The sequence below is a fragment of the Bradyrhizobium sp. GW821-FHT13H06 genome (assembly GCF_058803975.1).
On the sequence record NZ_JBXAPN010000001.1, the window covers coordinates 649,032 to 673,732 of the forward strand.

The following is a 24,701-nucleotide window of genomic DNA, read 5'->3' on the forward strand; positions in this document are numbered from 1 at the left end:
CCTCTTCGGGAGTCTTGAACCTTGCGGATGCGCCGCTCATCGCACCGCCTCCGGAGTCTTGTCGGCTTCCATCACGCTGAGGAATCGCGCCGTCAGCGGATTGCGGGGATTGGAGAGCACCTCGTGCGCCGGCCCTTCCTCGATGATCGCACCGCCGCTCAGGAAGGCGACGCGGTCGGCGACCTCGTCAGCGAAGCGGATCTGGTGCGTCGAGATGATCATGGTGAGGCCGTCGTCGATGGCGAGGCGGCGGATCACTTCCAGCACTTCGTTGACCAGCTCCGGATCGAGCGCCGAGGTCGGCTCGTCCAGCAGCAGCACGCTCGGGTTCGGCGCCAGCGCGCGGGCGATGGCGACGCGCTGCTGCTGGCCGCCGGACAGATGCCGCGGCAGCGCGTGGGCGCGATGCGAGAGCCCGACGCGGTCGAGCAGCTCGGCGGCGCGACGGTCGGCATCGATGCGGGTCATGCCGTGAACCCAGCGCAGGGGACCGGCGATGTTCTCCTTCGCCGACAGATGCGCGAACAGATTGAACTGCTGGAACACCATGCCGACGCCGACACTGGCGCGCTCATTGGCGATCGCCCGCGGCGACAACGGCTTGCCGTTCTCGCTGAAGCCGAGGCGCCGGCCGCCGACGCGCACGGTGCCGGCGTCCCAGTTTTCGAGGTGGTTGATGCAGCGAAGCAGCGTGCTCTTGCCGGAGCCGCTCGGGCCGAGCAGCGCGACCACTTCGCCGATGCGCACCGTGAGGTCGAGGCCCCCGAGCACCGTCTGTGGCCCGTAGCTCTTGGTCAGGTCCTTCACTTCGACCGCGATATTATTTCGCGCGATCGTCGCGGCGCGGCGGGCCCGCTCCTCGCGGGTCAGGGCCAGCGGCGGCGTGACCGCGAGCTCTGCTGGCGCGGGCTCCGGATCGGCGACGGTCGCATCGGCGAGTTCGAGCTTGGTGACCAGATCGACGCGGCGCCAGGGCAGATAATCGGCGAGCTTGCGCTCGCGGCGCGTGGTGCGGTCGAGATCGAGCAGCCATTCGACGAAGAGCTGGATCGCGCTGATGGTTGCGGTCAGCACGAGATAGAGCAGACCCGAGGCGAAGAAGATCGAGAAGAAGTCGAAGGTCGAGGACGCCAGCTGCGTCGAGCGCAAGGTCAGCTCCTGCACCGCGACGACGGAGGCGAGCGAGGAATTCTTCAGCGCACTCACCGCCTCGTTGCCGAAGGCCGGGATCATGGTGCGGATGGCCTGCGGCGCGATGATCCTGCGCATCAGCACTGACGGCGTCATGCCCAGCGCCTGCCCCGCCGTCAGCTGCCCGCGATCGACGCCGAGCACGCCGGCGCGCAGCATCTCCGCGATGAATGGCGCCTCGTTGCAGGCGAGCGCGAGGCCGGCGGCCAGCACCGCCGGCAGCTTGATGCCGATATGCGGCAGCGCGTCGTAGGCGAACACCATCTGAAGGATCAGCGGCGTGCCGCGGAAGATCACGGTGTAGGCCCTGGCGATCGCCGCCAGGGGCCAGAAGCGGGAGAGCTGCATGCCGGCGAGGATCAATCCGAGGATCAATCCGCCGCCGAGCCCGAGGGCGGTCACCTCGAGGGTGAGCTCGATGCCCGCGAGCAGATACGGCATGCTCAGATAGTGGAGGAACAGCGACATCAGTCGGCCGTGAGGATTTCCGGCTCCATGAAGTTGTTCACATCGAGCCCATGCTTCTTCAGAAGCTCCATGTGCGTGCCGGCCTTCTGCACCTCGATCAGCGCGGCGAGCACGGCGTCGCGGAATTTCGGCTTGTTCTTGGGCACGGCGATGCCGACGGAATACGGGATCGTCACCGCGATCGCCTTCTCCAGCTTGTCCGGATAGGCTTTTACGGCGCTATCGACGGTGTTGACGTCGTTGATGTAGGTGTCGGCGCGGCCGGCGAGGATCGCCTGAATGCAGTTGGCGTTGTTGTCGTAGAGCTGGATGGTCGGTTCGGGCTTGCCGGCCTTCTTGCACTCCGGGATCAACGCCTGGATCAGGGGCACCTCGACATAGCCGGTGTTTTCGGCGGCAGCGGCGCCGCACAGCGACATGTTGATGCCGTTGATGCCCTTCGGATTGCCCTTGGCGACCAGCACGCCGTCGAACACCTTCGAGTAGGTGATGAAGTCGGCGGCCTTGGCGCGCTCCTTGGTGGCGTAGATGTCGGAGATCACGATATCGGCCTGTCCGGCGGCGAGCGTGGTCAGGAGTGCCGCGAACGTCACCGCCTTGTAGGTCAGCTTGAAACCGAGACATTCGCCGATGGCTTCGCCGAGATCGATGTCGAAGCCGATATACTTGCTGGGATCCTTGGGATCGATCGTCTCATAGCCCGGCGTGTGCGGATTGATGGCGTTGACGAGCGTCTTGCCCTTCCAGTCCGGATACTTTTCCTGAAGCGCGGCGCAGGCGGCGGGCGCTGCGGCCTGCGCGCTCAACGGAGCGGCAACGACGAGGCCGAAAGCAATGGCGGCACCGAGCAAGAGCTTGCGCCGTGGCAATGATGCGCGCGCCACTCCCCGCCGCGCCTGGGGCCAAACCGATTTCTCCATCTCGCCAGTTCCTCCGAAATGTCATGGCGCCTGCCATGGTCCAGTGATCGGGGCGGAAGCGTGCGGGAGTGCGCCGCGAAAAGCTTGTCCGCGGGCGTACAAAAAATTGGATGGAGTGCGCCCCGCATTTGGGCAGACGGCTGCACAAAAACTGTTCGCAGGCCACGAAGCGGTGCGGGGGCGGGATTTTCGAATTCGGGAGAACCAAATGATCCCGGCTGCCGCAGCGAATGCCCGATCAGAGAATCATTTGGTGAGGTGATTTGACAGAGATGTGACATTTTCCGATGGAGATGCGGCTCCGCGCAGAAGCATCTACGGTCGACATCCGCAGCAAATCCACCGGCCCTACACAGCCTGTCCGCAGCATATCCACAGGCTCACTATGCCGGATTCGTGAGCCCGTGCGAGGTACTTGCTGCGCACAAACCCACAGGCCGCACAACTCAGCCGCCAGCCTGATCGTGCCGCGCGACAGGCCTCGTTGAGGCTGGACCGGTTGCGGCGCAAGCAGGCCGTGATGGCGCGGACGTTGGGGATCTCGCCGGCGCAGAGGCGGTAAACGTCAGGGGTGCATGCCCGTCGCTGCTCCGTTCTGCCCTGCCCTCCCGGCCTGCGCCGGGCGACTTTGGTGCGAAGAGCTAGGAGAAATAAGCCAGTGGGAATGTGATCTCTTTCACACCAACGAGGCCGTGGCGGCACGTAGGATTCGCGCGGAACTTTTTCAGGAATCGCTAACCAATCGGGTCCCGATCGCCGGATCGTTAAAATGCGAGCGATCGGGTCAATCCGAAAACAAGCCGGCTTTGCGACATTGCCTCATCCGCGTTCCGGAGGGTGTGATGAGCGAAGCCGAATTCAACTTGCTGCTGGATGCCGTCAGGGACGTCATGGTCCTTGAAGATCTGGCTCCCGCGCCGGAGGAGGAATTCGTGCCCCGCTCGTGGAGTTTCGACGCGACGCCCAAGGCCGCCAATGACAACGAGGGCGCTTGGCCCCTCCTGCCCTTTCCCGACGGCTGGTATGCGGCCTGCTGACGGCGCCTTCGCCTAACCGGATGCGGCCCCTTGCGGGCGCCTTGGCATTATCGAGCCCGGGCCGGGCGCGACCAGGATCAACTCTTGATACGTTCCTCGCCGTCCTGCGGCGCCCGGTCGGGTGCAGCCGGCGGAAAGATGCTGTCATAGATCGCACGCGCCTCACGAATGAGGCGAGCCCGCTCCAGCTCGGATTTCGGAACAAATCGGACGATCTCGCCCACGGTTTCTCCAGCGCTCGATTGATCGGATATTCCACCTCACCGATGCGAACTCTATGCCAGTGGGCCTAAATCGCTGGTTTGCGGGAGGCCCGGACAAACCCGGTGTCAGCCCGCCACCCCGTTTGGAACTGGCGGAAGGTAGAATGCAGCCGCCCAAAGGCGGCCAGACGAAGGCTGGCAATCCGCCAGCGGGCCACGACCAGAATTGAACTGGTGTACACGGTTTTGCAGGCCGCCGACGTCAAACGGATTGCGGCGCGACTGCGATATAAGGAATGCAGGCCACGACAGCGGCAACTTGGACCGCGTTGCTCAGCATGCCGCCCCAGTGTAGCCGTCGCAGCTGGCGTGCGGCGTCAGCTCCGCTCTCACTGAGCCGGGCATCCATCCGCCGCAAGAACCAGCGGCGAGACAAGGCCGCGAATGCCGCTATCAAGCCTATTCCAGCGGTTAGAAGTAGACGGCCAGTCACTGCGAGGGCCATCGTTCCAACGACGCCGGCAATTGCCACAGTCAGGAAATAACCACTGAACATGGAGCGCAATAGCAAGGCAACGGGCGGGATGTCCAATCTCACCAGCAGAAAGGCCGGTGCTGCTAGCAGGAAATAGACCATCGGAAGCAACAGAATGATGATGGCGAACAAAGCGACGTTGTCTGGCATCCTACGGACTTTCCCGAGTACCGGTTTTCCGGCGGCAGTCGCAAAAAAATCGCGTCGGCCATTAGGCTTGGCCGGATCCAAACTCAAAGTTACCATGAAGGTTGTTCAGGACAAGATGTCACTGCCCGATGCAATAGCGGAGCAATCGTCCACTTCCTCTAAGCGCCCGGCGATGTGACGCCTGCCGCCTCCGCAATGTGGGTGGAAATCCACCCGCTCGCGCGTACCGAGCGTGCGTGCGCGTCACCTTTGAAGTAGTAGCCGAACCCGCCATCCGCTTCGACGCTGCCAAGGCTATTGGCGCTGGCGTCGGCAGGCGGAGACTCGATAACGGCCCGACGGTGAAAGACCAGCAAATGTTGGGGAACTCATACTCGGTACCCCGAGTGTTCCGGCGTGCCCCACCCCTCTGAGGAAGGGTCCCTAGCGGGTCCCCAACGCAGCTCTTGGCCTCCGGCTAAGTCATTGATTTAAAATGGAGGCCACGACCAGAATTGAACTGGTGTACACGGTTTTGCAGACCGTTGCGTAACCACTCCGCCACGTGGCCCCGTAAGGGCGGAGCAATATAGGGGATGAAGCGTTTAGGCAACCGCCTTCGTCCGACCATGGCGGCGACGGGGCTCTTCCGATGTGGATCGAAGTCAGGCGCGTTTGCGACGCCGGAAGTCGCGCCGGCGGCCCTTCGGGGCAGGTTTGGGCGCCAATTCCGGCATCTCGGCCTGGACCTCGCGGTATCGTGTCAACAGCCGCTCAAAACTCGCATGCAGCGTGTCGGCGATGTCCGGACGCCGCTCGAGCCCGGCGAGGATCGTCGCCGCGGCCTCGATGGTCGAGAGCCCGTCGCTGCGCGGCTCGCGGCGCAGACGTCCGTAACGCGAGGGGTGCGCCGGATTGAGGATCACGCGCTGGCACTTGAGCATCCACGGATTGCGCCACCACAGCGCCTTGGCCTGGCTCCAGGTGCCGTCGAGCAGCACCACGCCTTCGAGCTTGCCGAGGATCGCGCGCTGGTTCTCGGCGACCTCACCCTTGCGGTTGAGCGCGACGATCTCGCCTTCGGCCTCGAGATCGGCCGCGCGCGCCGAGCCGAGGTAGAGCACGGCCCAGTGCGAGGCGTTCTCGACCGGCCGCCCCAGCGCCTTGGACAGGCTCGGCCAGGACAGGCCGACCCGCACTGTGGCATCGGCGAAATGCCTGGCAAGCAGCCGCGCGGTGCCGAGCGCCCTGTCCTGCTCCTGCGGATGCTGGAGGATCAGGAGCGACAGCCGGTTTTCGATCGGGGTGACGCTGTCGCAGATGCACAGCGGCATCGGCTTCTGGCAGTGCGGGCATTCGGGAATGGGATCGGCAGCGGCCGTATCTGCTGGGTTCGACATGGGCGCGCTATACGCTTCGCGCGCCGCTTCAACAACCTATTCCGCCGGTGCCGGCAGCGGACGCGGCTCGGAACGGCGCCGCAGGCGGTCGATCAGGAGATAGATCACTGGCGTGGTGTAGAGTGTCAGGATCTGCGAGACGAACAGGCCGCCGATGATGGTGATGCCGAGCGGGCGGCGCAGCTCCGTGCCGGGGCCGGTCGCGACCACGAGCGGAATGCCGGCGAACAGCGCCGCCATGGTCGTCATCAGGATCGGACGGAAGCGCGCCTGGCAGGCCTCGAAGATCGCCTCCGCCGAGGACAGGCCGCGCCGGCGTTCGGCGTCGAGCGCGAAATCCACCATCATGATGCCGTTCTTCTTGACGATGCCGATGAGCAGGATGATGCCGACGAAGGCGATCACCGTCAGCGGCGTGTTGGTGATCTGCAAGGCGAGCAGTGCGCCGAGCCCGGCCGAGGGCAGCGTCGAGATGATCGTGAGCGGATGGGCAAGGCTCTCATAGAGCACCCCCAGCACAATATACATCGCGACCAGCGCGCCGAGGATCAGGAGCGGCTGACGGCCGCTGGTCCTGGCGAAGTCCCCGGCATTGCCGTCGAAGCTGCCGCGAATGCCCTCTGGCATGTGCAATTCCTCGACCGCGCGCTGGATGTTCTGCGTTGCGGCCTGCAGCGGCACGTCCGGCAGCAGGTTGAACGACACTGTGGTCGAAGGGAACGATTGCGAGTGATAGACCGCCAGCGCGGCGAGCCCGCGCGTCGCATGCACCACGGCCGAGAGAGGCACCTGGGCGTCGCCCGCGCCGGCGACATAGATGCGATCGAGGTTGGAGGGATCGACCTGGAATTTCGGGTCGATCTCCAGCACGATCATGTACTGGTTGCGCTGGGTATAGATGATCGAGATCTGCCGCTGCGCGAACGCATTGTTGAGCGCGTTGTCGATGTCCTGAACCCTGACGCCGAGCGCCGAGGCTTTCTGGCGGTCGATGGAAAGCGTGAGCTGAAGCCCGCCAGGATCGCGATCGCTGGAGATGTCGGTGATGCCCTCCACGCTGTCCATGCGTTTGGCCACGATTGGCGCCCATTTCTGCAACAGGCCGAGATCGGTGCTGGAGAGCGTGTACTGGTAATCGGAATCGCTCTGCCGTCCGCCGGCGCGCACGTCCTGGGCGGCGAACATGAAGAGGCGGATGCCGGGGACGGGGTATAGCGCGCGCCTGAGGCGGTCGATCACGACCTGCGTCGAGACGTGGTCGCGCTCTTCCGGCGGCTTCAGGCTGATGAACATGGTGCCGCGGTTCGAGGTCGCCCCGCCCGGCCCGCCTCCGCTGCCGACGGTCGAGCCAATGCCGGCCACGGCCGGATCCTGCATCACGATGTCGGCCAGCCGCTGCTGCAGACCAAGCATCGACTGGAACGAGATGTCGGCCGAGGCGCGCGTCGCGCCGATGATGAAACCGGAATCGTCCGTCGGGAAATAGCCCTTGGGGACCTTGATGTAGAGTGTCACCGTGAGCGCGATAGTCGCGAAGAACACCAGCAGCGTCAGCAGCGGAAATTCCAGCACGGTGCGCAAGGTGCGGGCGTAGAAGGCGACGAGGCGCGACAGCGAGCCTTCGACGACGCGGTCGAACAGGGTCGCGGTGCCGGACGTGGTCTGCCGGATGTAATGGGCGCAGATCATCGGCGTGACCGTGAGCGACACCAGCGTCGAGACCAGGATGGCGAAGGTCAGCGTCAGCGAGAATTCGCGCAGCAGCCGGCCGACGATGCCGTCCATGAAGATCAGCGGCGTGAACGCCGCGATCAGCGACAGGCTGATCGAGACCACCGTGAAGCCGATCTGCTTCGCGCCCTCCTGCGCCGCTTGGAACGGCCGCATGCCATGCTCGAGATTGCGGTACATGTTCTCGATCATGACGATGGCGTCGTCGACCACGAAGCCGACGGAAATCGCCAGCGCCATCAGCGACAGATTGTCGATCGAGAAGCCCGCGACCCACATGCCGGCGCAGGTGCCGGCCAGCGCCAGCGGCACCGAGATGCCGGCCGCGATCGTCGGGGTCAGCCGTCGCAGGAACACGAACACAACGGCCATCACCAGGAACGCGGTCGCCAGCAGGGTCCACTGCATGTCCAGCACGCTGGCGCGGATCGTGCCGGTGCGGTCGACCAAAGTGGAGATCTCGACGCCGGCCGGGATCCACTGCTTCAGCGCAGGGATCAGCGCCTTCACCCTGTCGACGGTGTCGATGACGTTGGCATCACCCTGCTTGGTGATCTGGATCAGCACCGCCGGCTGCTTGTTGAACCAGGCGATCGAGCGGGCGTTGCGGACGGAATCCTCGATGTCGGCGACGTCCGAGAGCCGCACGAAATTGCCGTTGGAGCTCTTGATGATGATGTCGCGGAACTCTTTCGCGGTGCGCATCTGCCGATTGAGCGCCAGCGTCTCGCTCTGACGCTCGCCCTCGAAAATGCCGACGGGACCGAGCGGGTTGGCGTTGATGATCGCGGTCCGGACGTCGTCGGTGGCGATCCCGGCGTTCGACAGCGCCACGGGGTTGAGCTGCACCCGCACGGCCGGCTGGTCGGCGCCGGACACGGTGACGTCACCGACGCCCGGCACCTGCGAGATGCGCTGCGCCAGCACGGTGTCGGCGACGTCGTAGATCGCGCTTGCCGACAGCGTCTTCGAGGTCAGCGCCAGCACGAAGACGGGCGCGCCGGCCGTGTTCGCCTTGCGGAAGCGCGGCAGCGTCGGCAGGTCGCTCGGCAGGTCGACCATCGCGGCATTGATCGCCGCCTGCACGTCGCGTGCGGCCTTGTCGATGTTGCGGCCGATGTCGAACTGGAGCTGGATGCTGGTCGTGCCGAGGGTCGAGGTCGAGGTGATCTGGTTGATGCCGGCGATCTCGCCCAACCGCCGCTCCAGAGGCGAAGCCACCGTGGCCGCCATCACGGACGGATCGGCGCCGGGCCGGCTGGCCGAGACGAAGATGGCGGGGAAATCGACGTTCGGGACCGAGGCGACGGGAAGGAAATGGTAGGCCACGACACCCAGCAGGAACAACCCGATCGACAGCAGTGTGGTCGCGACCGGCCGGCGGATGAAGGGCTCCGAGATCGATGCCATCACTGCATCCCCTCGGTCGCGCCGGCGACCGGCGGCCCGCCGGATTCGGCGGGCGGCAGCGCCTGCTCGAGGCGGCGGTTGATGCGGTCGAGCGCGAGATAGATCACGGGGGTGGTGTAGAGCGTCAGGAGCTGGCTCAGCAGCAGGCCGCCGATGATGGAGATGCCGAGCGGGAATCGCAGCTCGGCGCCGGTGCCGCTCTCGATCGCGAGCGGCAGCGCGCCGAACAGCGCCGCCAGCGTCGTCATCATGATGGGACGAAAGCGCAAGAGACACGCCTGCACGATCGCCTCGTTCGGCGACATGCCCTGCCGGCGCTCGGCCTCCAGCGCGAAGTCGATCATCATGATCGCGTTCTTCTTGACGATGCCCATCAGGAGGATGATGCCGATCAGGCCGATCACCGAGAGATCCTGACCGCACAGCATCAGCGCCAGGATCGCACCGACGCCGGCCGAGGGTAGCGTCGAGAGGATCGTGATCGGATGGATGTAGCTCTCATAGAGCACGCCCAGCACGATGTAGATGGTGATCACGGCGGCGAGCAGCAGCCAGGGCTGTCCGGCGAGCGCCTTGGCGAATTCGGCGGCATCGCCGGCATAGACGCCGACGATGCTGTTGGGCATGCCGATGCGGGTCTCGATGGTCTTCACGGCCTCGACGGCATCGCCAAGCGCCGCGCCCGGCGCGAGGTTGAAGCTGAGCGACACGGACGGGAATTGCGCCTGGTGCGAGATCGCGAGCGGCGCCGTTGTCCGCTTCAGCGTCGCCACGGCCGACAGCGGCACCTGCGCGTTGGGCGCGCCGACGGTGGTGCTGGCGGCGCCCGGCAGATAGAGCTTTGACAGGATCGAGGGATCGCGCTGATACATCGGCAGCGCCTCCAGCACCACGCGGTACTGGTTGGCCTGCCCGTAAATGGTCGAGATCTGTCGCTGGGCGAAGGCGTCGTTGAGCGTGTCGGTGATGGCCTGAAGGCTGACGCCGAGCTGGCCGGCGCGGGTGCGGTCGACATCGAGCTGGGCCCGCAAGCCCCCCTCCTGCGCCTCGGAGGAGACGTCCCGGAACAAGGGATCGCGCCGCATCTCCGCAATCAGCTTGCGCGCCCATTCCGAGACCAGCGTCGCATCGGTGCCGGTCAGCGTGTACTGGTATTGCGAGCGGCTCGACTGGGTCGAGATCTGCACGTCCTGCACCGGCTGGAAATAGACGGTCATGCCGGGGATGCCTGATACCCGCTCCTTCAGCCGGGCCACGACGCCCGTGATGTCGTCACGCCGCTCGCCGCGCGGCTTCAAGCTCATGACGAGCCGGCCGACATTGGTAGTCGGGTTGACCGAGCCCGCGCCGATCACCGAGACCACGCCGACCACGTCGGGATCGGCCCTGATGGCGTCGGCCGCCTCGGCCTGCCGTCTCTTCATCTCCGCAAACGACACGTCGGGCCCAGCCTCCGTCACCGCCGTGATCGAGGCGGTGTCCTGCAGCGGGAGGAACCCCTTGGGCGCGACGACATAGAGCACGAGGGTCGCAATCAGCGTGGCGAAGGTCACGACCAGCGTGGCGCGCTGGCGCTCCAGGACCCACAAAAGCGATCTGTGATAGCCATCGACCGTGCGGTCAATGAAGCGGCTGATCGCGGCCAAGCCCGGCACCGCCAGCTCCTCATGGGCGTGCTTGAGCAGGCGCGAGCACATCATCGGCGTCAGCGTCAGCGAGACCACCGCCGACGTCACGACCGCGATCGTCAAGGTCAGCGCGAATTCCCGGAACATGCGCCCGACGAGACCCGACATGAACAGCAGCGGAATGAAGACCGCTATCAGCGACACCGTCAGCGAGATCACGGTGAAGCCGATCTCGCTGGCGCCTTTCAGCGAGGCCTCCATCGCACTGTCGCCGTTCTCCATGTGGCGGACGATATTCTCGATCATGACGATGGCGTCGTCGACGACGAAGCCGGTGCCGATCGTGAGCGCCATCAGCGAGAGATTGTCGAGGCTGAAGCCGGCAAAATACATGATGCCGAAGCTCGTGATCAGCGACAGCGGCAGCGCGACGCCGGCAATCAGCGTGGCGCGCAGCGAGCGCAGGAACAGCAGCACCACCAGCGTCACCAGCACGACGGCAAGGATCAACGTAAACTGCACGTCGCGCACCGAGGCGCGGATGGTGACGGTGCGGTCCGAGACGATGGTGAGGTTCACGCCGGCCGGGATCGCGCGCTGGACCTTTGGAATCTCGGCGCGGATCTGGCTGACGACGTCGATGACGTTGGCGCCGGGCTGGCGCTGGATGTCGATGATGACCGCCGGCGTGCCCTGGTACCAGCCGCCGGTGCGGTCGTTCTCGAGGCCGTCGACGATCTGGGCGACGTCGCCGATGGTGACGGGCGAGCCGTTGCGATAGGCGATGATGACCGGCCTGTAGGCGTCAGCGGCGGCGATCTGGTCGTTGGCTGCGATGATGTAGGATTGCTGCGCGCCGTCGAGCGAGCCCTTCGGCCCCGAGACATTGGCATTGGCGATCGCAGTGCGCAGATCTTCCATGGCGATGCCGTAGGCCGCAAGGCGCGCGAGATCGGCCTGGATGCGCACTGCCGGCTTCAGCCCGCCGAGGACCGAGACCCGTCCGACGCCGGAAATCTGGCTCAAACGCTGCGCCAGAATGGTGTCGGCGATATCGCTCATCACGCGCAACGAGATCGTGTCGGAGCGTAGCGCCAGCGTCATCACCGGCGCATCCGCCGGGTTCACCTTGGCGTAGGTCGGCGGATAAGGCAGCGTCTTGGGCAGCACGCCGGCCGCGGCATTGATCGCGGCCTGCACGTCCTGGGTCGCACCGTCGATATCGCGGTTGAGGTCGAACTGGAGCGAGATCTGGCTGACGCCGAACGAGCTGGTCGAATTCATCGCCGACAGCGACGGGATCTGGCCGAGCTGCCGCTCCAGCGGCGCGGTGATCAGCGAGGCGATCACGTCGGGGCTGGCGCCCGGAAGCTGCGTCGTCACCTGCACGGTCGGGAAATCGACCTGAGGCAGCGCCGAGACCGGCAGCGCGAAATAGCCCAGCAGTCCGCCGATCAAGAGCGCGATGCCGAGCAGCGAGGTCGCGATCGGCCGGCGGATGAAGGGTTCGGAGACGCCCATGGGTTACGCCTGCCGCTTCATGCGGCGGTTGTCGGGATCATGGCTGCTTCGCTCCGCTTCCGGATGCCCCCGGCCCCGGTGCCGGCCCGGTCTGTCCCTTCTGGTCACCCTCGCTGCTCTTCCGCTTGGCGCGGAATTCGCCCTCCTTGCCTTGGCCGTCCTTCTGGCCTTCTTTGGCACCCTCCTTCTTCTGGGCGTCCGGCCCGCGCGAGCGCTTGCGCGGCGCGAGATCGGCCGACGGGGTCTGGTCGTCGCGGCCCACGATCACCTTGGAGCCATCGGACAGATTGGCAAAGCCCGTGGTGACGACCTTGTCGTTCGGCGAGAGGCCGCTGGCGATGACGGCGTCATGCTCGTTCTGCTGGGTCACCGTCACGGGCTTGGCCGAGACGATGTTGTCCTCGCCGATGACGTAGCTGAAGGTCCCGATCGGACCGCGCTGCACCGCAGAGGTCGGCACCACCAGCGCCTGCGTCAAGGTCTCGACCTTGAGACGGACATTGACGAACTGGCCAGGCCAAAGCTGGTAATGGGCGTTCGGAAATTCCGCCTTGAGCTTGAGCGTGCCGGTGGTCTGGTCGACCTGGTTGTCGATGCCGGTGAGCTTGCCGGTGTCGATCACGGTGATGCCGTCGTTTCCGAACACGTCGACGGCGAGCGTGCCCTTTGCGGCGGCCGCGTTGACGCGCATGATCTGCTGCTGCGGCAGGCTGAACCACACCGCGATCGGCTGCAATTGCGTGATCACCACGAGACCCGTGGTGTCGGAGGCGTGGACGATGTTGCCCTGATCAACCTGGCGCAGGCCGGCCCGGCCCGCGATCGGCGCCACGATCTTGGTGTAGCTCAGCGTCGCGGCCGCGTTGTCGATCGCGGCCTGGTCGGCTTTCACCAGCGCCTCGGTCTGCGCCACCAGCGCACGCTGGGTGTCGGCCTGCTGCTTGGAGCCGGCATTGGAAGCGGCGAGCTGCTCGTAACGGGCGAGATCGATGCGCTGATTGGCGAGCTGGGCCTCGTCCTGCGCCTTCTTGGCCACCGCCTGGTCGTACTGCGCCTGATAGATCGCCGGATCGATCTCGCCTAGCACGTCGCCCTTCTTGACGTCCTGGCCCTCCGTGAAGTTGACGGCGATCAGCTTGCCGTCGACCTGCGAGCGCACGGTCACGGTGTTGAGCGCGCGGATCGCCCCAACGCCGTCGAGATAAACCGGCACGTCCTGGATGCGCGGGCTCGCCGCCAGCACGGGCACCGGCAGATCGGGACGCTGGATGCGGTTGTTGGCCTGTTGCTGTTGCGTGACGATCCAGCCGAGGTAGCCAAGGCCGCCCAGGATCGCGAGCGTGATCAGAGTCATGACGAAGCCGCGGCCGCGCGATTTTTTCGCCGTCCCCTTTTCCGCGCCCTGCTTCGTATCCGGCTTAAAGAGCATTGACCGGTTTCTCCATTCGCGGCTCCCAACCGCCGCCGAGCGCCTGGTACAGGCTGACGATGGCGAGAAGCCGTGCGAGTTGCGCCTGCGACAGCACGTCTTCCGCCTGGAACAGGGTCAGTTGGGTGTTGAGCACGGTCACGATGTCGGCAGTGCCGGCGCGCAATTGCTGCTCCGACAGATCGAAGGCGCGGCGCGAGGCGGCCACGACGTCGCGCTGCAATTGCAGCCGGATCGTGGTCTGCTTGATCGAGAACAGCGCATTGTCGACGTCGGCAAAGGCCTGGACGATGGTCTTGCGGTAGGTCTGGAGCAGCTCGTCCTGGCGCGCCTTGGCAAATTCGAAATTGCCGAGGATCCGGCCGCCGTCGAAGATCGGCTGCGTGGCGCTGCCGACGAGCTGGAAGAAGGCCGCGTGCGGCTGGAACAGCGAGACCAGCGCCGAGCTCTGGTAGCCGCCATTGCCGGTGAGCTGGATGGTCGGAAAGAACTGCGCGCGGGCATTGCCGATGTTCGCGGTGGCGGAGGCGAGCTGCGCCTCCTGCCGGCGGATGTCCGGTCGCTGCGTCAGCAGCTCCGACGGCAGGCCGGGCGTGACGCGTGGGATCGCGATCCGGTCCAGCGAGCCGCCGAGCACGCGCACGGTCTCCGGCGGGCGCGAGACCAGCACGGCGAGCGCGTTGACGTTCTGGTCCAGCGTCTGGCGCAGCGGCGGCACCAGGGCTTTCTGGTTCGCAAGCACGCTCTCCTGCTGGGCGACGTCGAGATCGGTGCCGGTGCCGGCCCTCCGGCGTTCCCGGACCGCATCGAGAATGCGCTGCGCGCTCGCGATGTTGCGCTGTGAGGTCCTGATGCGGTCCTGCGAGGCCAGCACCTGGAAATAGGCGTTGGCGACCGCTGCGAGCGTCGTCAGCGCGACCGTGTCGCGATCGAAACGATTGGCGTTCGCGGTCTCCTCCGCCGTCTGCAGCGCGTCGCGGTTCTGGCCCCAGAAGTCGAGCTGATAGCTCGCGCTGAGCGAGGCCGAATAATTGACGACCTCCCGCCCGCCGATGGACAGACCGGAGGCGCTCGAACCCGAGGTGCGCGAATAGGTTTCCGAGCCGGCTGTCGACAGGCTCGGCAGCAGCGCCGCGCCCGCCTGCCGCGCCTGGGCATCAGCCTGGACGATGCGCGAAACGGCAGCGGCGATGTCGAGGTTGACGGTCTGCGCCTCCACCATCAGCTGCGTCAGCTCCGCTGAGCGGAAGCCGCGCCACCAATCCAGTGACGGCGGCACATCCCCCTTCCCGGCATATTTGTATTGCGCGGGAACATCGAGCGCGGGGTCGGGCAGATCCTGCGTCAGCACGCAAGCGCCTGAACCGGCGGAGAGGCTCAGCACCGCAAGCCAGCGCGCCGCACGACGCGTCCAGGACGCAGAGCGCAATGATCGCCACATGGCGATCGCCGGAACATGTTGTGTCACATCCACCCCCCGCCGGGCAGATCGAGCCGCCACCCCGCCGCGGGATTAACCGATTCTCGGCAGGACGGTGGGGGGGCTTTCGGCAACTCGTTCACAGGCGATGCTTTCTGCGGAACCTCAAGCTTCATACTAGCTGGGCACGGAACAGGGGGACAGTGTCGCGGTTGCGAGATACCCGTGCCAACGAGCGGCCGCGAAACTGACAGGAATGCAAAAAGTGCCTGTCTCGCAGAGACTTCTCTCACTACGTGACGTCGGGAAACGCGATCAAGCTTACCAAGATTTCATGTGATATTGCTGCCACACCGGCTGCTAAGCTTCAATTCGACTGCACCACGCAGCTTTCGGCCCAGTCGCGCCTTCGAGCCACATCACAAGACCGTCAATTTGCCGAAAGCGATTCCATCCATCGCCCCGACATGTCTTCGGCCTTCCACGCGCTGCCCACGCTCCTCGATTTCGATCCGTCTCGTCCCTGGCAAAAACTGGCCGCAAGACCGCTCACGACGCGCGCTATCGTTTCGTCCCCCGACGGCATTCAGTGATTTCCTCCTACCGGTATCCCGCCTCGCGGCCGAGCGCATCACCGCCGGTCTCGCCGCTCGGAATATCACTGTTTGGGCGGGCGTTTCGGTCCGGTTCGCCGCAGCGCAAAAGCCTTCCCCTTTGGCCTCCCAAGCACTAGGTTCTGGCCAAAGCTGATCAACCCCTTGCCAGTGATTTCCCCCGACATGACCATTCGAAACGACGTTGTCGAAGCCATCGGCAACACCCCCCTGATTAAGCTGAAGCGCGCCTCGGAACTGACCGGATGCACCATTCTCGGCAAGGCCGAGTTCATGAATCCGGGCCAGTCGGTCAAGGACCGCGCCGGCAAATGGATGATCCTGGAGGCCGAGAAGCGCGGCGAGCTCAAGCCCGGGGGTCTCGTGGTGGAAGCGACCGCCGGCAATACCGGCATCGGGCTCGCGGTCGTGGCGAGCGCGCGCGGCTACCGCACCCTGATCGTGATCCCGGAGACGCAGAGCCAGGAAAAGAAGGACTTTCTGAAGCTGTGCGGCGCCGAGCTGATCGAGGTGCCGGCCCTGCCCTATGCCAATCCCAACAATTACCAGCATGTGGGTCGGCGGCTCGCCGACGAGCTGCGCAAGACCGAGCCGAACGGCGTACTGTTTGCCGATCAGTGGAACAACCTCGACAACGCCAAGGCGCATTACGAATCCACCGGCCCCGAGATCTGGGAGCAGACCGGCGGCAAAGTCGACGGCTTCGTCTGCTCGGTCGGCAGCGGCGGCACGCTGGCCGGCGTCAGCCGCTATCTGAAAGAGAAGAGCAAGAACGTCCGCATCGCCTGCGCCGATCCGCACGGCGCCGGCATGTACGAGTATTTCAGGACCGGTGAGGCCAAGGCGACGCCCGGCGGCTCGATCACCGAGGGCATCGGCCTCAACCGCGCCACTGCGATCGTCGAGACAGCCAAGGTCGACGATACCCATCTCATTCCCGATGCCGAAGCCGTCAGCGCGATCTACGAGCTGCTGCAGCACGAAGGCCTGTGCCTCGGCGGCTCGACCGGAATCAACGTGGTCGGCGCGATCCGCCTTGCCAAGCAGCTCGGGCCCGGCAAGACGATCGTCACCGTGCTGTGCGATTCCGGCAGCCGCTATCTGTCGAAGCTGTTCAACGCGGACTTCATGCGGGCCAAGAACCTGCCGGTGCCGGAGTGGCTGGAGAAGCGGAGCAACATCAAGCCGCCCTTCGTGTGATCGTCGCAGGAAGGCGCACGTCGGCGACGTGCGCCCGCAAGGCGCCCCCGGTTCGGTCCGCTTATGCGACCTCGCCGCCTTTCGGGGCCGCGGCACAATGGTCGCGCCAGAACTGGCGATAACCCGCCTCGACCTTGCGTGTGTAGATCTCGACGTTGCCGGCGGGCGAGGCCGCGATCCGGGCCGGCAGTTCCGTGCGCAGCTTCGCCAGATAGTCGGGCTGCGCGGCATATTTGCACGCGATCGCGGCGTAGCCTTCGTCGTCCTCGGCGACCCAGTCATCGAGACCGACGGCCGCGACGATCGAGCCGCCGGCGCGCGACGAGGCGCCGCTCCCGAGCTTGGCGACGACCGGAACGCCGGCATAGAGCGATTCCCAGGTGCTGATGCCGCCGTTCTGCGGGAAGGTATCCAGCGAGATATCGACGTTCGCGAAGGCCTGCAGATGCTCGGCGCGCGGGGTCGAACCCATGCAGACGACGTTGTCTTCGACGATACCCTCTGCCACGAAGCGCGCCACCAGGCTGTCGCGCAGCAACGGATCGTCAAGCAGGGTATGCTTGATGATGATCTTGGATCCGGTCACCGCGCGCATCACCCTCGACCACACACCGATGGCCTCGTCCGAGATCTTGTAGATGCGGTTGAACACGCCGAAGGTCACATGGCCGTTGCGGAGCATGGGCAGCTCCGACGGAGGCACATCCAGGATGGGATCGATCGTGATCAGGCACGGCAGATCATGGACTTTTTCCGCCAGCAGATGGCGCGCCGATTGCGGAATGAAGATGGGGTCCGCGAGCACGTAGTCCATGGTCTGAAGGCCGGTCCCCGTGGCATGTCCGAAACCTGTGACCTGGATGGGGGCCGGCTTGCGAGCGAAGACAGGAAGCCTGTTGCCCGACGAATGCCCGGATACGTCGATCAGGATGTCGACCTTGTCGGCCTGGATACGATCGGCCAGCTCGTCGTCCGAAAGCTGCCAGGCGTCGACCCAGATGTCCGCATAGGAGTTGAATTCGGCGGTCATCTCATCTCGTCGCGGCGAGCATGAATAGCAGACGATCTCGAACCTGGCGTGATCGTGATGGCGCAGCACCGGCAACAGGGCGAACGCCGCCGAGTGGTACCAGAACTCGGCCGCGACATATCCGACCACGATCCGCTTTTCCGGATCGAGCTCCCGCGCTGCCGGCGTCCTTCGCGGCAGTTTGGCGCCGATCGCGTCCCACCAATATTTGCGCGCGCCCTGCTGGACCGCGAAATCGGCATCGGAGAGAAAGTCCAGGAAGAAAATCTTGCGCGCGATCAGGTCCGCATTGTCCGGCGCGATCGCTAGCGCGGCGTCGAGATGCGCGATGGTGGATGCGATCTCTCCCTGGTTTGCGAAACAGGCGCTCAGCAGGGTCATCGCGATCGCTGAACGCGGATTTTCCGCAAGCAGGATCTTGACGGCCGCAATCGCCTCGGCCGTGTTTCCCAACTGGATGCTGACTTGCGCCTTGCCCTGCAAGGCGACCTCGAGCCTGGGCGAAAGCGCAAGCGCTGCGTCGAAGTCCGCAGCCGCCTGCTCCAGCCGCGACAGCTCGAAATGGAGCCGGCCGCGGTGCGCCAGGGTCTTCGCCGAACCCGGCCGGATCGCGAGCGCCGCTGCGAGCGCGGCTTCCGCCTCGTCGTATTGCTTGAGGTCGATACAGACCACGCCTTTGCCGACGAGCGCTTCCGCGTGACGCGGCTGAAACACCAGAGCACGCTCGAAACTTTGCTTGGCGCGGTCGAACTGGCGCAGCGCCAGCTCTGCCAGGCCGCGATTGCAGAGCGCATCGGCCGAGTCCGGCTTCAGCCTGATCGCGCGATCGTACTGTTCGATGGCCTGCTCTGGGAGATTCAAGTGAAGCAGCGTATTGCCGAGATTGGCCAGCGCGAGCGGAAAATTCGGCTTCAGCGCGATGGCCATTTCGTGGCACCGGCGCGCATCCTCGAAGTTCCTGAGATCGAAATGCACAGCTCCGAGATGGCTATGGGCCTCGTGCGAACGAGGATCCAGCGCGATCGCGCGCTCGAGCAGCCGCTGCGCCTCCTCCAGGCGCCGGCCGTTTTGCGCGCACAGACCGAGCAGGTGCGTGGCGTCGAAATGATCGGGAACAGCTTGCAGGATCTGACGGCAGAGCGCCTCGGTCTCCGCATATCGGCCCTGGCCATAGGCGCTCGCCGCGGCGGCGATGACGGCGTCCGCCTGCTTCTTCAATTTCTTCTGCAATCGCGCGTTCTGGAATGCGCGCGCGCCGGCGCCGCTGCTCTGCAAAGGATTGTCTCCGGAGGATCGCCCGGAAAGAGTCTAGCCGATTCGCAGGCCGGGCCGGCGGGTTACTGGACCAGCATCGCCTCCGGGACTTTCCGGTCCCCAGCGCCTACGCCACGTCGCCGCGTTCCGCGGCTGCGGCACAATAGTCGCGCCAGAACTGGCGATACCCCGCCTCGACCTTCCGCGTGTAGATCTCGACGTTGCCGGCGGGCGAAGCTGCGATCCGGGCCGGCAGTTCCGCGCGCAGCTTCGCCAGATGGTCGGGCTGCGCCGCATATTTGCACGCGGTCGCGGCATAGCCTTCGTCGTCCTCGGCGACCCAGTCATCGAGACCGACGGCCGCGACGATCGAGCCGCCGGCGCGCGACGAGGCGCCGCTCCCGAGCTTGGCGACGACAGGAACGCCGGCATAGAGCGATTCCCAGGTGCTGATGCCGCCGTTCTGCGGGAAGGTATCCAGCGAGATGTCGACGTTCGCAAAGGCCCGCAGATGCTCGGCGCGCGAGGTCGAGCCCATGCAGGTGATATTCTCGGCGGCGATGCCGTGCGCCACGAACCGCGCGACCAGGCTGTCGCGCAGCAAGGGGTCGTCAAGCAGCCCGTGCTTAATGATGATCTTCGATCCGGGCACCGCGCGCATCACCTTCGACCACACACCGATGGCCTCGTCCGAGATCTTGTAGATGCGGTTGAAGACGCCGAAGGTCACATGGCCGTTGCGGAGCATGGGCAGCTCCGACGTCGGCACGTCCAGCACGGGCTCGATCGTGATCAGGCATGGCAGATCGTGAACCTTCTCGGCCAGCAGATGGCGCGCCGATTGCGGAATGAAGACCGGATCGGCGAGCACGTAGTCCATGGTCTGAAGGCCGGTCCCCGTCGCATGTCCGAAACCCGTGACCTGGATGGGCGCGGGCTTCCGGGCGAAGACATGGAGCCTGTTGCCGGTGGTGTGGCCTGATACGTCGATCAGGACATCGACCTTGTCGGCCTGGATACGATCGGCCAGCTCGTCGTCCGAGAGCTGCCCGGCGTCGACCCAGACGTCCGCCAAAGGCTTGAAGCGTTCGGTCATCTCATCCGGCAACGGAAAGCAGGAATAGCAGATGATCTCGAACTTGGCGTGATCATGATGGCGCAGCACCGGCAACAAGGTGAGCGCGGCCGAGTGGTTCCTGAATTCGGACGCGACATATCCGACCACGATCCGCCTGTCCGGATCGAGCTCCCGTGGCGCGAGCGTCCTTCGCGGCAAATTGGCGCCGACCGCATCCCACCAGGATTTTCGCGCCGCCTGCTGGACCGCGAAACCGGCCTCGGAAAGGTAGTCCAGCAAGAAAATCTTGCGCTCGATGGCGTCCGCATAGTCCGGCCTGAGCTCCAGCGCCTTGTCGAGATGCTCGAGCGCCGTCGCGATGTCTCCCTGGCTCGCATGACACGACGCCAGCAGCGCCATGCCGATCTCGGAGCGCGGATTTTCCTCGAGCAAGGTCTTCACGGCCGAAATCGCCTTCGCCGTATTCCCCAGGAGAATGTTGACTTGTGCCTTCCCGCGCAGCGCCAGCTCGAGCGTGGGCGATTGCGCCAGTGCGGCATCGAAGTCCGCGGCGGCCTGCGGCAGCCGCGACAGATCGAAGTTGAGCCGTCCGCGCTGGGCCAGCATCCTCGCCGAATTGGGCTTGATTGCCAGTCCCGCCGCGAGCGCGGCTTCGGCCTCGTCGAAGTGCCGGAGCTCGACGCTCAGCATCCCCTTGCCGGCGATCGCTTCGGCGTGACGCGGCTGAAACAACAGGGCGCGGTCGAAACTCTCCCTGGCGCGGTCGAACTGGCCCATCATCAGTTCGGCCATGCCCCGATTGCAGAACGCATCGGCATAGTCCGGCTTGAGCTTGATGGCGCGATCGTGCAGTTCGATGGCCTGCTCGGCGAGCTTCATGTGCAGCAGGGTATTGCCGAGATTGGTCAGCGCGAGCGGGAAGTTCGGCTTCAGCGCGATCGCCCTCTCCTGGCACCTGCGCGCATCCTCGAATTTCTTCAGGTCGAAGTAGACGGTCGCGAGGTTGCTGTGGGCTTCGTGCGAACGCGGATCGAGCGCAGTCGCGCGCTCGAGCAGCTCTTGCGCCTCCGCCAGGCGACGGCCGTCATGGGCGCACAGGCCGAGCAAATGCGTGGCATCGAAATGATCCGGAAGCGCCTTCAGGATCTCGCGGCAAAGCGCCTCGGTCTCCGCATGCCGGCCCTGGCCATAGGCGCTCGCTGCGGCGGAGATGACGGCATCCGCCTGCTTCATCAGTTTCTTCTGCAATCGCGCGTTCTGGAATGCGCGCGCGCCGGCGCCGCTGCTCTGCAAGGTTGCTCTCCGAAGGATGGCCGCACGGAGAGTCTAGCTGATTCGTCGTCAAGGCCGCCCGGTCGGCTGGAGCGGCAAGGCCCCCGGGGTTTCCCGGTGCTCAGGGCAAGACTGGCCCCCGGCCTACGCAACGTCCCCGCCTTCCGGGGCCGCGGCGCAATAGTCGCGCCAGAACTGGCGATACCCCGCCTCGACCGTGCGCGTGTAGGTCTCGACATTGCCGGCAGGCGAAGCTGCGATCCGGGCCGGCAGTTCCGCGCGCAGCTTCGCCAGATGGTCGGGCTGCGCCGCATATTTGCACGCGGTCGCGGCATAGCCTTCGTCGTCCTCGGCGACCCAGTCATCGAGACCGACGGCCGCGACGATCGAGCCGCCGGCGCGCGACGAGGCGCCGCTCCCGAGCTTGGCGACGACAGGAACGCCGGCATAGAGCGATTCCCAGGTGCTGATGCCGCCGTTTTGCGGGAAGGTATCAAGCGAAATATCGACCTTCGCAAAGGCCCGCAGATGTTCGGCGCGCGAGGTCGAGCCCATGCAGACGACGTCGTTTTCGGCGATGCCCTGTTCCACGAACCGCGCAATCAGGTGGTCGCGCAGCATGGGATCGTCCAGCAATCCGTTCTTGATGATGATCTTCGATCCTGGCACCGCGCGCATCACCTTCGACCACACACCGATGGCCTCGTCCGAGATCTTGTAGATGCGGTTGAAGACGCCGAAGGTCACATGGCCGTTGCGGAGCATGGGGAGTTCCGAAGGCGGCGCATCCAGGACGAGATCGATCGTGATCAGGCACGGCAGATCGTGAACCTTCTCAGCCAGCAGATGGCGCGCCGATTGCGGAATGAAGATCGGATCCGCGAGCGCGTAGTCCATGGTCTGAAGGCCGGTCCCCGTGGCATGTCCGAAGCCCGTGACCTGAATCGGGGCCGGCTTGCGGGCAAAGACATGGAGCCGGCTGCCGGTCGTATGTCCCGATACGTCGATCAGGATATCGATCCCATCGGCCTGGATACGATCGGCCAGTTCGTCGTCCGAAAGCTGCGCGGCATCGACCCAGACGTCCGCGAGAGGCTTGAATCTCTCGGTCATCTCGTCCTGCGACGGCCAGCAGGAATAGCAGACGATCTTGAACCTGGCGTGATCATGATGGCGCAGCACCGGCAACAGCGAATACGCTGCCGAGTGGCGCCTGAATTCGGAAGCGACGTAGCCAATCACGATCCGCTTGTCCGGATCGAGCTTGCGCGGCGCAAGCGTCCTTCTCGGCAATTTGGCGCCGATCGCATCCCACCAGTATTTTCGGGCCGCCTGCTGCGCGAGGAAATCGGCTTGGGGCAGATAATCCAGCACGAAAATCTTGTATCCGATCGCCTCCGGAAAGTCCGGCGCGATCTCCAGCGCCGCATCGAGATGCGCGAGCGCCGTCGCGATGTCTCCCTGGTTCACATGGCAAGCCGCAAGAAGCGCCAATCCCATCTCCGACCGCGGATTGACTTCGAGCAGCGTCTTGACGCCCGCCATCGCTTGCGCCGTGTTCCCCACGAGGATGTCGATTTGCGCCCTCCAGCACAGCGCGAGCTCGAGTCGTGGCGATTGCGTTAGCGCAGCATCGAGGTCCGCTGCCGCCTGCTCCAGCCGGGACAGGCTCAGATTGAGCCGTCCGCGCTGCAGCAGAATCCTGGGTGACCCTGGCTTGATCGCGAGCGCTGCGTCGAAGGCGGCGGCAGCCTCGTTGAAGTGCCTGAGCTCGAGGCTCACCATGCCCTTGCCGGCGATTGCCTCGGCATGGCGCGGCTGAAGCGACAGGGCGCGATCGAAGCTCTCCTTGGCGCGCTCGAACTTGCCGGTCATCAGCTCCGCCATGCCGCGGTTGCAGAATGCATCGGCATAGTCCGGCTTCAGCCTGATCGCGCGGTCGTGCAGCCCGATCGCCTCTTCGCCGAGACCGATGTGCAGCAGCGTATTGCCGAGATTGGTCAGGGTGATCGGACAATTCGGCTTCAGCGCAATGGCCTTCTCCTGGCACGCGCGGGCGGCCTGAAATTTCTGGAGAGCGAAATACACGGCCCCGAGATTGCCATGGGCGTCGGGCGAACGCGGGTCGAGCGCAATCGCGCGCTCGAGCAGGAATTCCGCCTCATCGAGCCGGCCACCGTCGAACGCGCGCAGGCCGAGCAGGTGCGTGGCGTGGAAATGATCCGGAACCTCTTTCAGAATCTCGCGGCACAGCGTCTCGGCCTCGGCAAGTCTGCCCTGCCCGAGCGCCTCGACCGCGAAGGACATGACGGCGTCCGCCTGCTTCCTCAATTTCTTCTGCAATCGCGCGTTCTGGTATGCGCGCGCGCCGAGACTGCTCTGCAAGGTTTCTCTCCGGAGGATGGTCCGAAAAGAGACGAGCTGATTCGCATGGTGCCAAGCTTGCGGCGCCGGTCAGGCCGGTGAGGCCACCGGGTTGCGGGGGCTCACCGCAGGATCTGGCTCAGGAACAGTTTCGTGCGGGCATGCCGTGGGGCGGCGAAGAACTCCATCGGCGTATTGGCCTCGATGATCTGGCCGGCGTCCATGAACACGACGCGGTTGGCGACCTCGCGGGCAAAGCCCATCTCGTGGGTGACGACAAGCATGGTCATGCCCTCCTCGGCAAGATCGACCATGGTGTCGAGGACCTCCTTGACCATCTCGGGGTCGAGCGCCGAGGTCGGCTCGTCGAACAGCATCACCTTCGGGTTCATGGTCAGCGCGCGGGCGATCGCGACGCGCTGCTGCTGGCCGCCGGACATCTGACCCGGAAACTTGTTGGCCTGGTGCGGGATCTTGACTCGCTCCAGGAATTTCATCGCGGTCGCCTCGGCGTCTTTCTTGGGGATGTTGCGGACCCAGATCGGCGCCAGCGTGCAATTGTCGAGCACGGTCAGATGCGGGAACAGATTGAAGCTCTGGAACACCATGCCGACCTCGCGGCGCACGGCATCGACGTGCTTGAGGTTGGGACCGAGCTCGATGCCGTCGACGACGATCTCGCCCTCCTGGAATTCCTCCAGGGCATTGATGCAACGGATCAAGGTCGACTTGCCCGAGCCCGAGGGCCCGCAGATCACGATGCGCTCGCCCTTCGCGACCGCCAGGTCGATGTCCCGCAGGACATGGAATTCGCCGTACCATTTGTTGAGGCCGGAAATCTTGACGATGGGGTCGGACATGGTGGCC

The 24,701-nt window shown here is 65.1% G+C and carries 16 protein-coding genes and 1 tRNA gene; 3 read left to right on the forward strand and 14 right to left on the reverse strand.

The window, feature by feature from the left end:
• Nucleotides 1-36 precede the first annotated feature (36 nt).
• Both AC1RQP_RS03030 and AC1RQP_RS03035 read right to left on the reverse strand, forming a co-directional pair.
• Nucleotides 37-1,659 (reverse strand): amino acid ABC transporter permease/ATP-binding protein, encoded by a 1,623-nt coding sequence (locus AC1RQP_RS03030; protein WP_492935883.1) that lies wholly within the window; start codon nt 1,657-1,659, stop codon nt 37-39.
• Nucleotides 1,659-2,579, reverse strand: a complete 921-nt coding sequence (locus AC1RQP_RS03035; RefSeq protein WP_492935884.1) for an ABC transporter substrate-binding protein — start codon at nt 2,577-2,579, stop codon at nt 1,659-1,661. Before AC1RQP_RS03035 ends, AC1RQP_RS03030 begins: the two co-directional genes overlap by 1 nt.
• An 842-nt stretch (nt 2,580-3,421) precedes the next feature.
• Here AC1RQP_RS03035 and AC1RQP_RS03040 point away from each other — a divergent pair.
• On the forward strand, nt 3,422-3,616 hold the full coding sequence (locus tag AC1RQP_RS03040) for a hypothetical protein (RefSeq protein ID WP_492935885.1): 195 nt from the start codon (nt 3,422-3,424) through the stop codon (nt 3,614-3,616).
• 77 nt (nt 3,617-3,693) lie between these two features.
• Here AC1RQP_RS03040 and AC1RQP_RS03045 read toward each other — a convergent pair whose 3' ends face one another.
• The 8 genes from AC1RQP_RS03045 to AC1RQP_RS03080 form a co-directional block, all read right to left on the reverse strand.
• Nucleotides 3,694-3,840, reverse strand: coding sequence for a hypothetical protein (locus tag AC1RQP_RS03045; RefSeq protein ID WP_239623533.1), 147 nt, complete (start codon nt 3,838-3,840; stop codon nt 3,694-3,696).
• Between the two features lie 241 nt (nt 3,841-4,081).
• Complete coding sequence (locus AC1RQP_RS03050; protein WP_492935886.1) at nt 4,082-4,504, reverse strand: hypothetical protein; 423 nt, start codon at nt 4,502-4,504, stop codon at nt 4,082-4,084.
• A 476-nt stretch (nt 4,505-4,980) separates the two neighbouring features.
• Nucleotides 4,981-5,054: transfer RNA gene (locus AC1RQP_RS03055), tRNA-Cys, on the reverse strand.
• Between the two features lie 94 nt (nt 5,055-5,148).
• The gene (locus AC1RQP_RS03060) at nt 5,149-5,883 is read right to left on the reverse strand and encodes a tRNA-uridine aminocarboxypropyltransferase (protein WP_440640310.1); all 735 of its coding nucleotides are present in this window, start codon (nt 5,881-5,883) and stop codon (nt 5,149-5,151) included.
• A gap of 36 nt (nt 5,884-5,919) precedes the next feature.
• Entirely contained in the window at nt 5,920-9,024 is a 3,105-nt protein-coding gene (locus AC1RQP_RS03065; RefSeq protein ID WP_492935887.1) for an efflux RND transporter permease subunit, read from the reverse strand.
• The gene (locus tag AC1RQP_RS03070; RefSeq protein WP_492935888.1) at nt 9,024-12,173 is read right to left on the reverse strand and encodes an efflux RND transporter permease subunit; all 3,150 of its coding nucleotides are present in this window, start codon (nt 12,171-12,173) and stop codon (nt 9,024-9,026) included. Before AC1RQP_RS03070 ends, AC1RQP_RS03065 begins: the two co-directional genes overlap by 1 nt.
• Nucleotides 12,174-12,210: 37 nt before the next feature.
• Nucleotides 12,211-13,602 carry an efflux RND transporter periplasmic adaptor subunit gene (locus AC1RQP_RS03075; RefSeq protein ID WP_492935889.1) on the reverse strand — a complete coding sequence of 464 codons (1,392 nt, stop codon included), beginning with the start codon at nt 13,600-13,602 and terminating at the stop codon, nt 12,211-12,213.
• On the reverse strand, nt 13,592-15,043 hold the full coding sequence (locus AC1RQP_RS03080; protein WP_492935890.1) for an efflux transporter outer membrane subunit: 1,452 nt from the start codon (nt 15,041-15,043) through the stop codon (nt 13,592-13,594). The genes AC1RQP_RS03075 and AC1RQP_RS03080 overlap by 11 nt, the downstream gene beginning before the upstream one ends.
• A gap of 275 nt (nt 15,044-15,318) precedes the next feature.
• On the opposite strand from AC1RQP_RS03080, the gene AC1RQP_RS03085 reads away from it, so the two are divergent.
• Together AC1RQP_RS03085 and AC1RQP_RS03090 are read left to right on the forward strand one after the other, a co-directional pair.
• Entirely contained in the window at nt 15,319-15,615 is a 297-nt protein-coding gene (locus tag AC1RQP_RS03085; protein ID WP_492935891.1) for a hypothetical protein, read from the forward strand.
• A 186-nt stretch (nt 15,616-15,801) separates the two neighbouring features.
• The gene (locus AC1RQP_RS03090; RefSeq protein WP_028176411.1) at nt 15,802-16,836 is read left to right on the forward strand and encodes a cysteine synthase A; all 1,035 of its coding nucleotides are present in this window, start codon (nt 15,802-15,804) and stop codon (nt 16,834-16,836) included.
• A gap of 61 nt (nt 16,837-16,897) precedes the next feature.
• Here AC1RQP_RS03090 and AC1RQP_RS03095 read toward each other — a convergent pair whose 3' ends face one another.
• From AC1RQP_RS03095 to AC1RQP_RS03110, 4 genes are all read right to left on the reverse strand, one after another.
• On the reverse strand, nt 16,898-19,141 hold the full coding sequence (locus AC1RQP_RS03095) for an O-linked N-acetylglucosamine transferase family protein (protein WP_492935892.1): 2,244 nt from the start codon (nt 19,139-19,141) through the stop codon (nt 16,898-16,900).
• A gap of 106 nt (nt 19,142-19,247) precedes the next feature.
• The gene (locus tag AC1RQP_RS03100; protein ID WP_492935893.1) at nt 19,248-21,491 is read right to left on the reverse strand and encodes an O-linked N-acetylglucosamine transferase, SPINDLY family protein; all 2,244 of its coding nucleotides are present in this window, start codon (nt 21,489-21,491) and stop codon (nt 19,248-19,250) included.
• A gap of 123 nt (nt 21,492-21,614) precedes the next feature.
• On the reverse strand, nt 21,615-23,855 hold the full coding sequence (locus AC1RQP_RS03105; protein ID WP_492935894.1) for an O-linked N-acetylglucosamine transferase family protein: 2,241 nt from the start codon (nt 23,853-23,855) through the stop codon (nt 21,615-21,617).
• Between the two features lie 101 nt (nt 23,856-23,956).
• Nucleotides 23,957-24,694: an amino acid ABC transporter ATP-binding protein gene (locus tag AC1RQP_RS03110; RefSeq protein ID WP_275973698.1), complete on the reverse strand. Its 738-nt coding sequence runs from the start codon at nt 24,692-24,694 to the stop codon at nt 23,957-23,959.
• Nucleotides 24,695-24,701 lie beyond the last annotated feature (7 nt).

Bases quoted from the DNA above. Each gene is read 5' to 3' on its own strand.
- AC1RQP_RS03030 (WP_492935883.1), bottom strand. From the start codon at position 1,659: ATGTCGCTGTTCCTCCACTATCTGAGCATGCCGTATCTGCTCGCGGGC.
- AC1RQP_RS03035 (WP_492935884.1), bottom strand. From the start codon at position 2,579: ATGGAGAAATCGGTTTGGCCCCAGGCGCGGCGGGGAGTGGCGCGCGCA.
- AC1RQP_RS03040 (WP_492935885.1), top strand. From the start codon at position 3,422: ATGAGCGAAGCCGAATTCAACTTGCTGCTGGATGCCGTCAGGGACGTC.
- AC1RQP_RS03050 (WP_492935886.1), bottom strand. From the start codon at position 4,504: ATGCCAGACAACGTCGCTTTGTTCGCCATCATCATTCTGTTGCTTCCG.
- AC1RQP_RS03060 (WP_440640310.1), bottom strand. From the start codon at position 5,883: ATGTCGAACCCAGCAGATACGGCCGCTGCCGATCCCATTCCCGAATGC.
- AC1RQP_RS03065 (WP_492935887.1), bottom strand. From the start codon at position 9,024: ATGGCATCGATCTCGGAGCCCTTCATCCGCCGGCCGGTCGCGACCACA.
- AC1RQP_RS03070 (WP_492935888.1), bottom strand. From the start codon at position 12,173: ATGGGCGTCTCCGAACCCTTCATCCGCCGGCCGATCGCGACCTCGCTG.
- AC1RQP_RS03075 (WP_492935889.1), bottom strand. From the start codon at position 13,602: ATGCTCTTTAAGCCGGATACGAAGCAGGGCGCGGAAAAGGGGACGGCG.
- AC1RQP_RS03080 (WP_492935890.1), bottom strand. From the start codon at position 15,043: ATGTGGCGATCATTGCGCTCTGCGTCCTGGACGCGTCGTGCGGCGCGC.
- AC1RQP_RS03090 (WP_028176411.1), top strand. From the start codon at position 15,802: ATGACCATTCGAAACGACGTTGTCGAAGCCATCGGCAACACCCCCCTG.
- AC1RQP_RS03110 (WP_275973698.1), bottom strand. From the start codon at position 24,694: ATGTCCGACCCCATCGTCAAGATTTCCGGCCTCAACAAATGGTACGGC.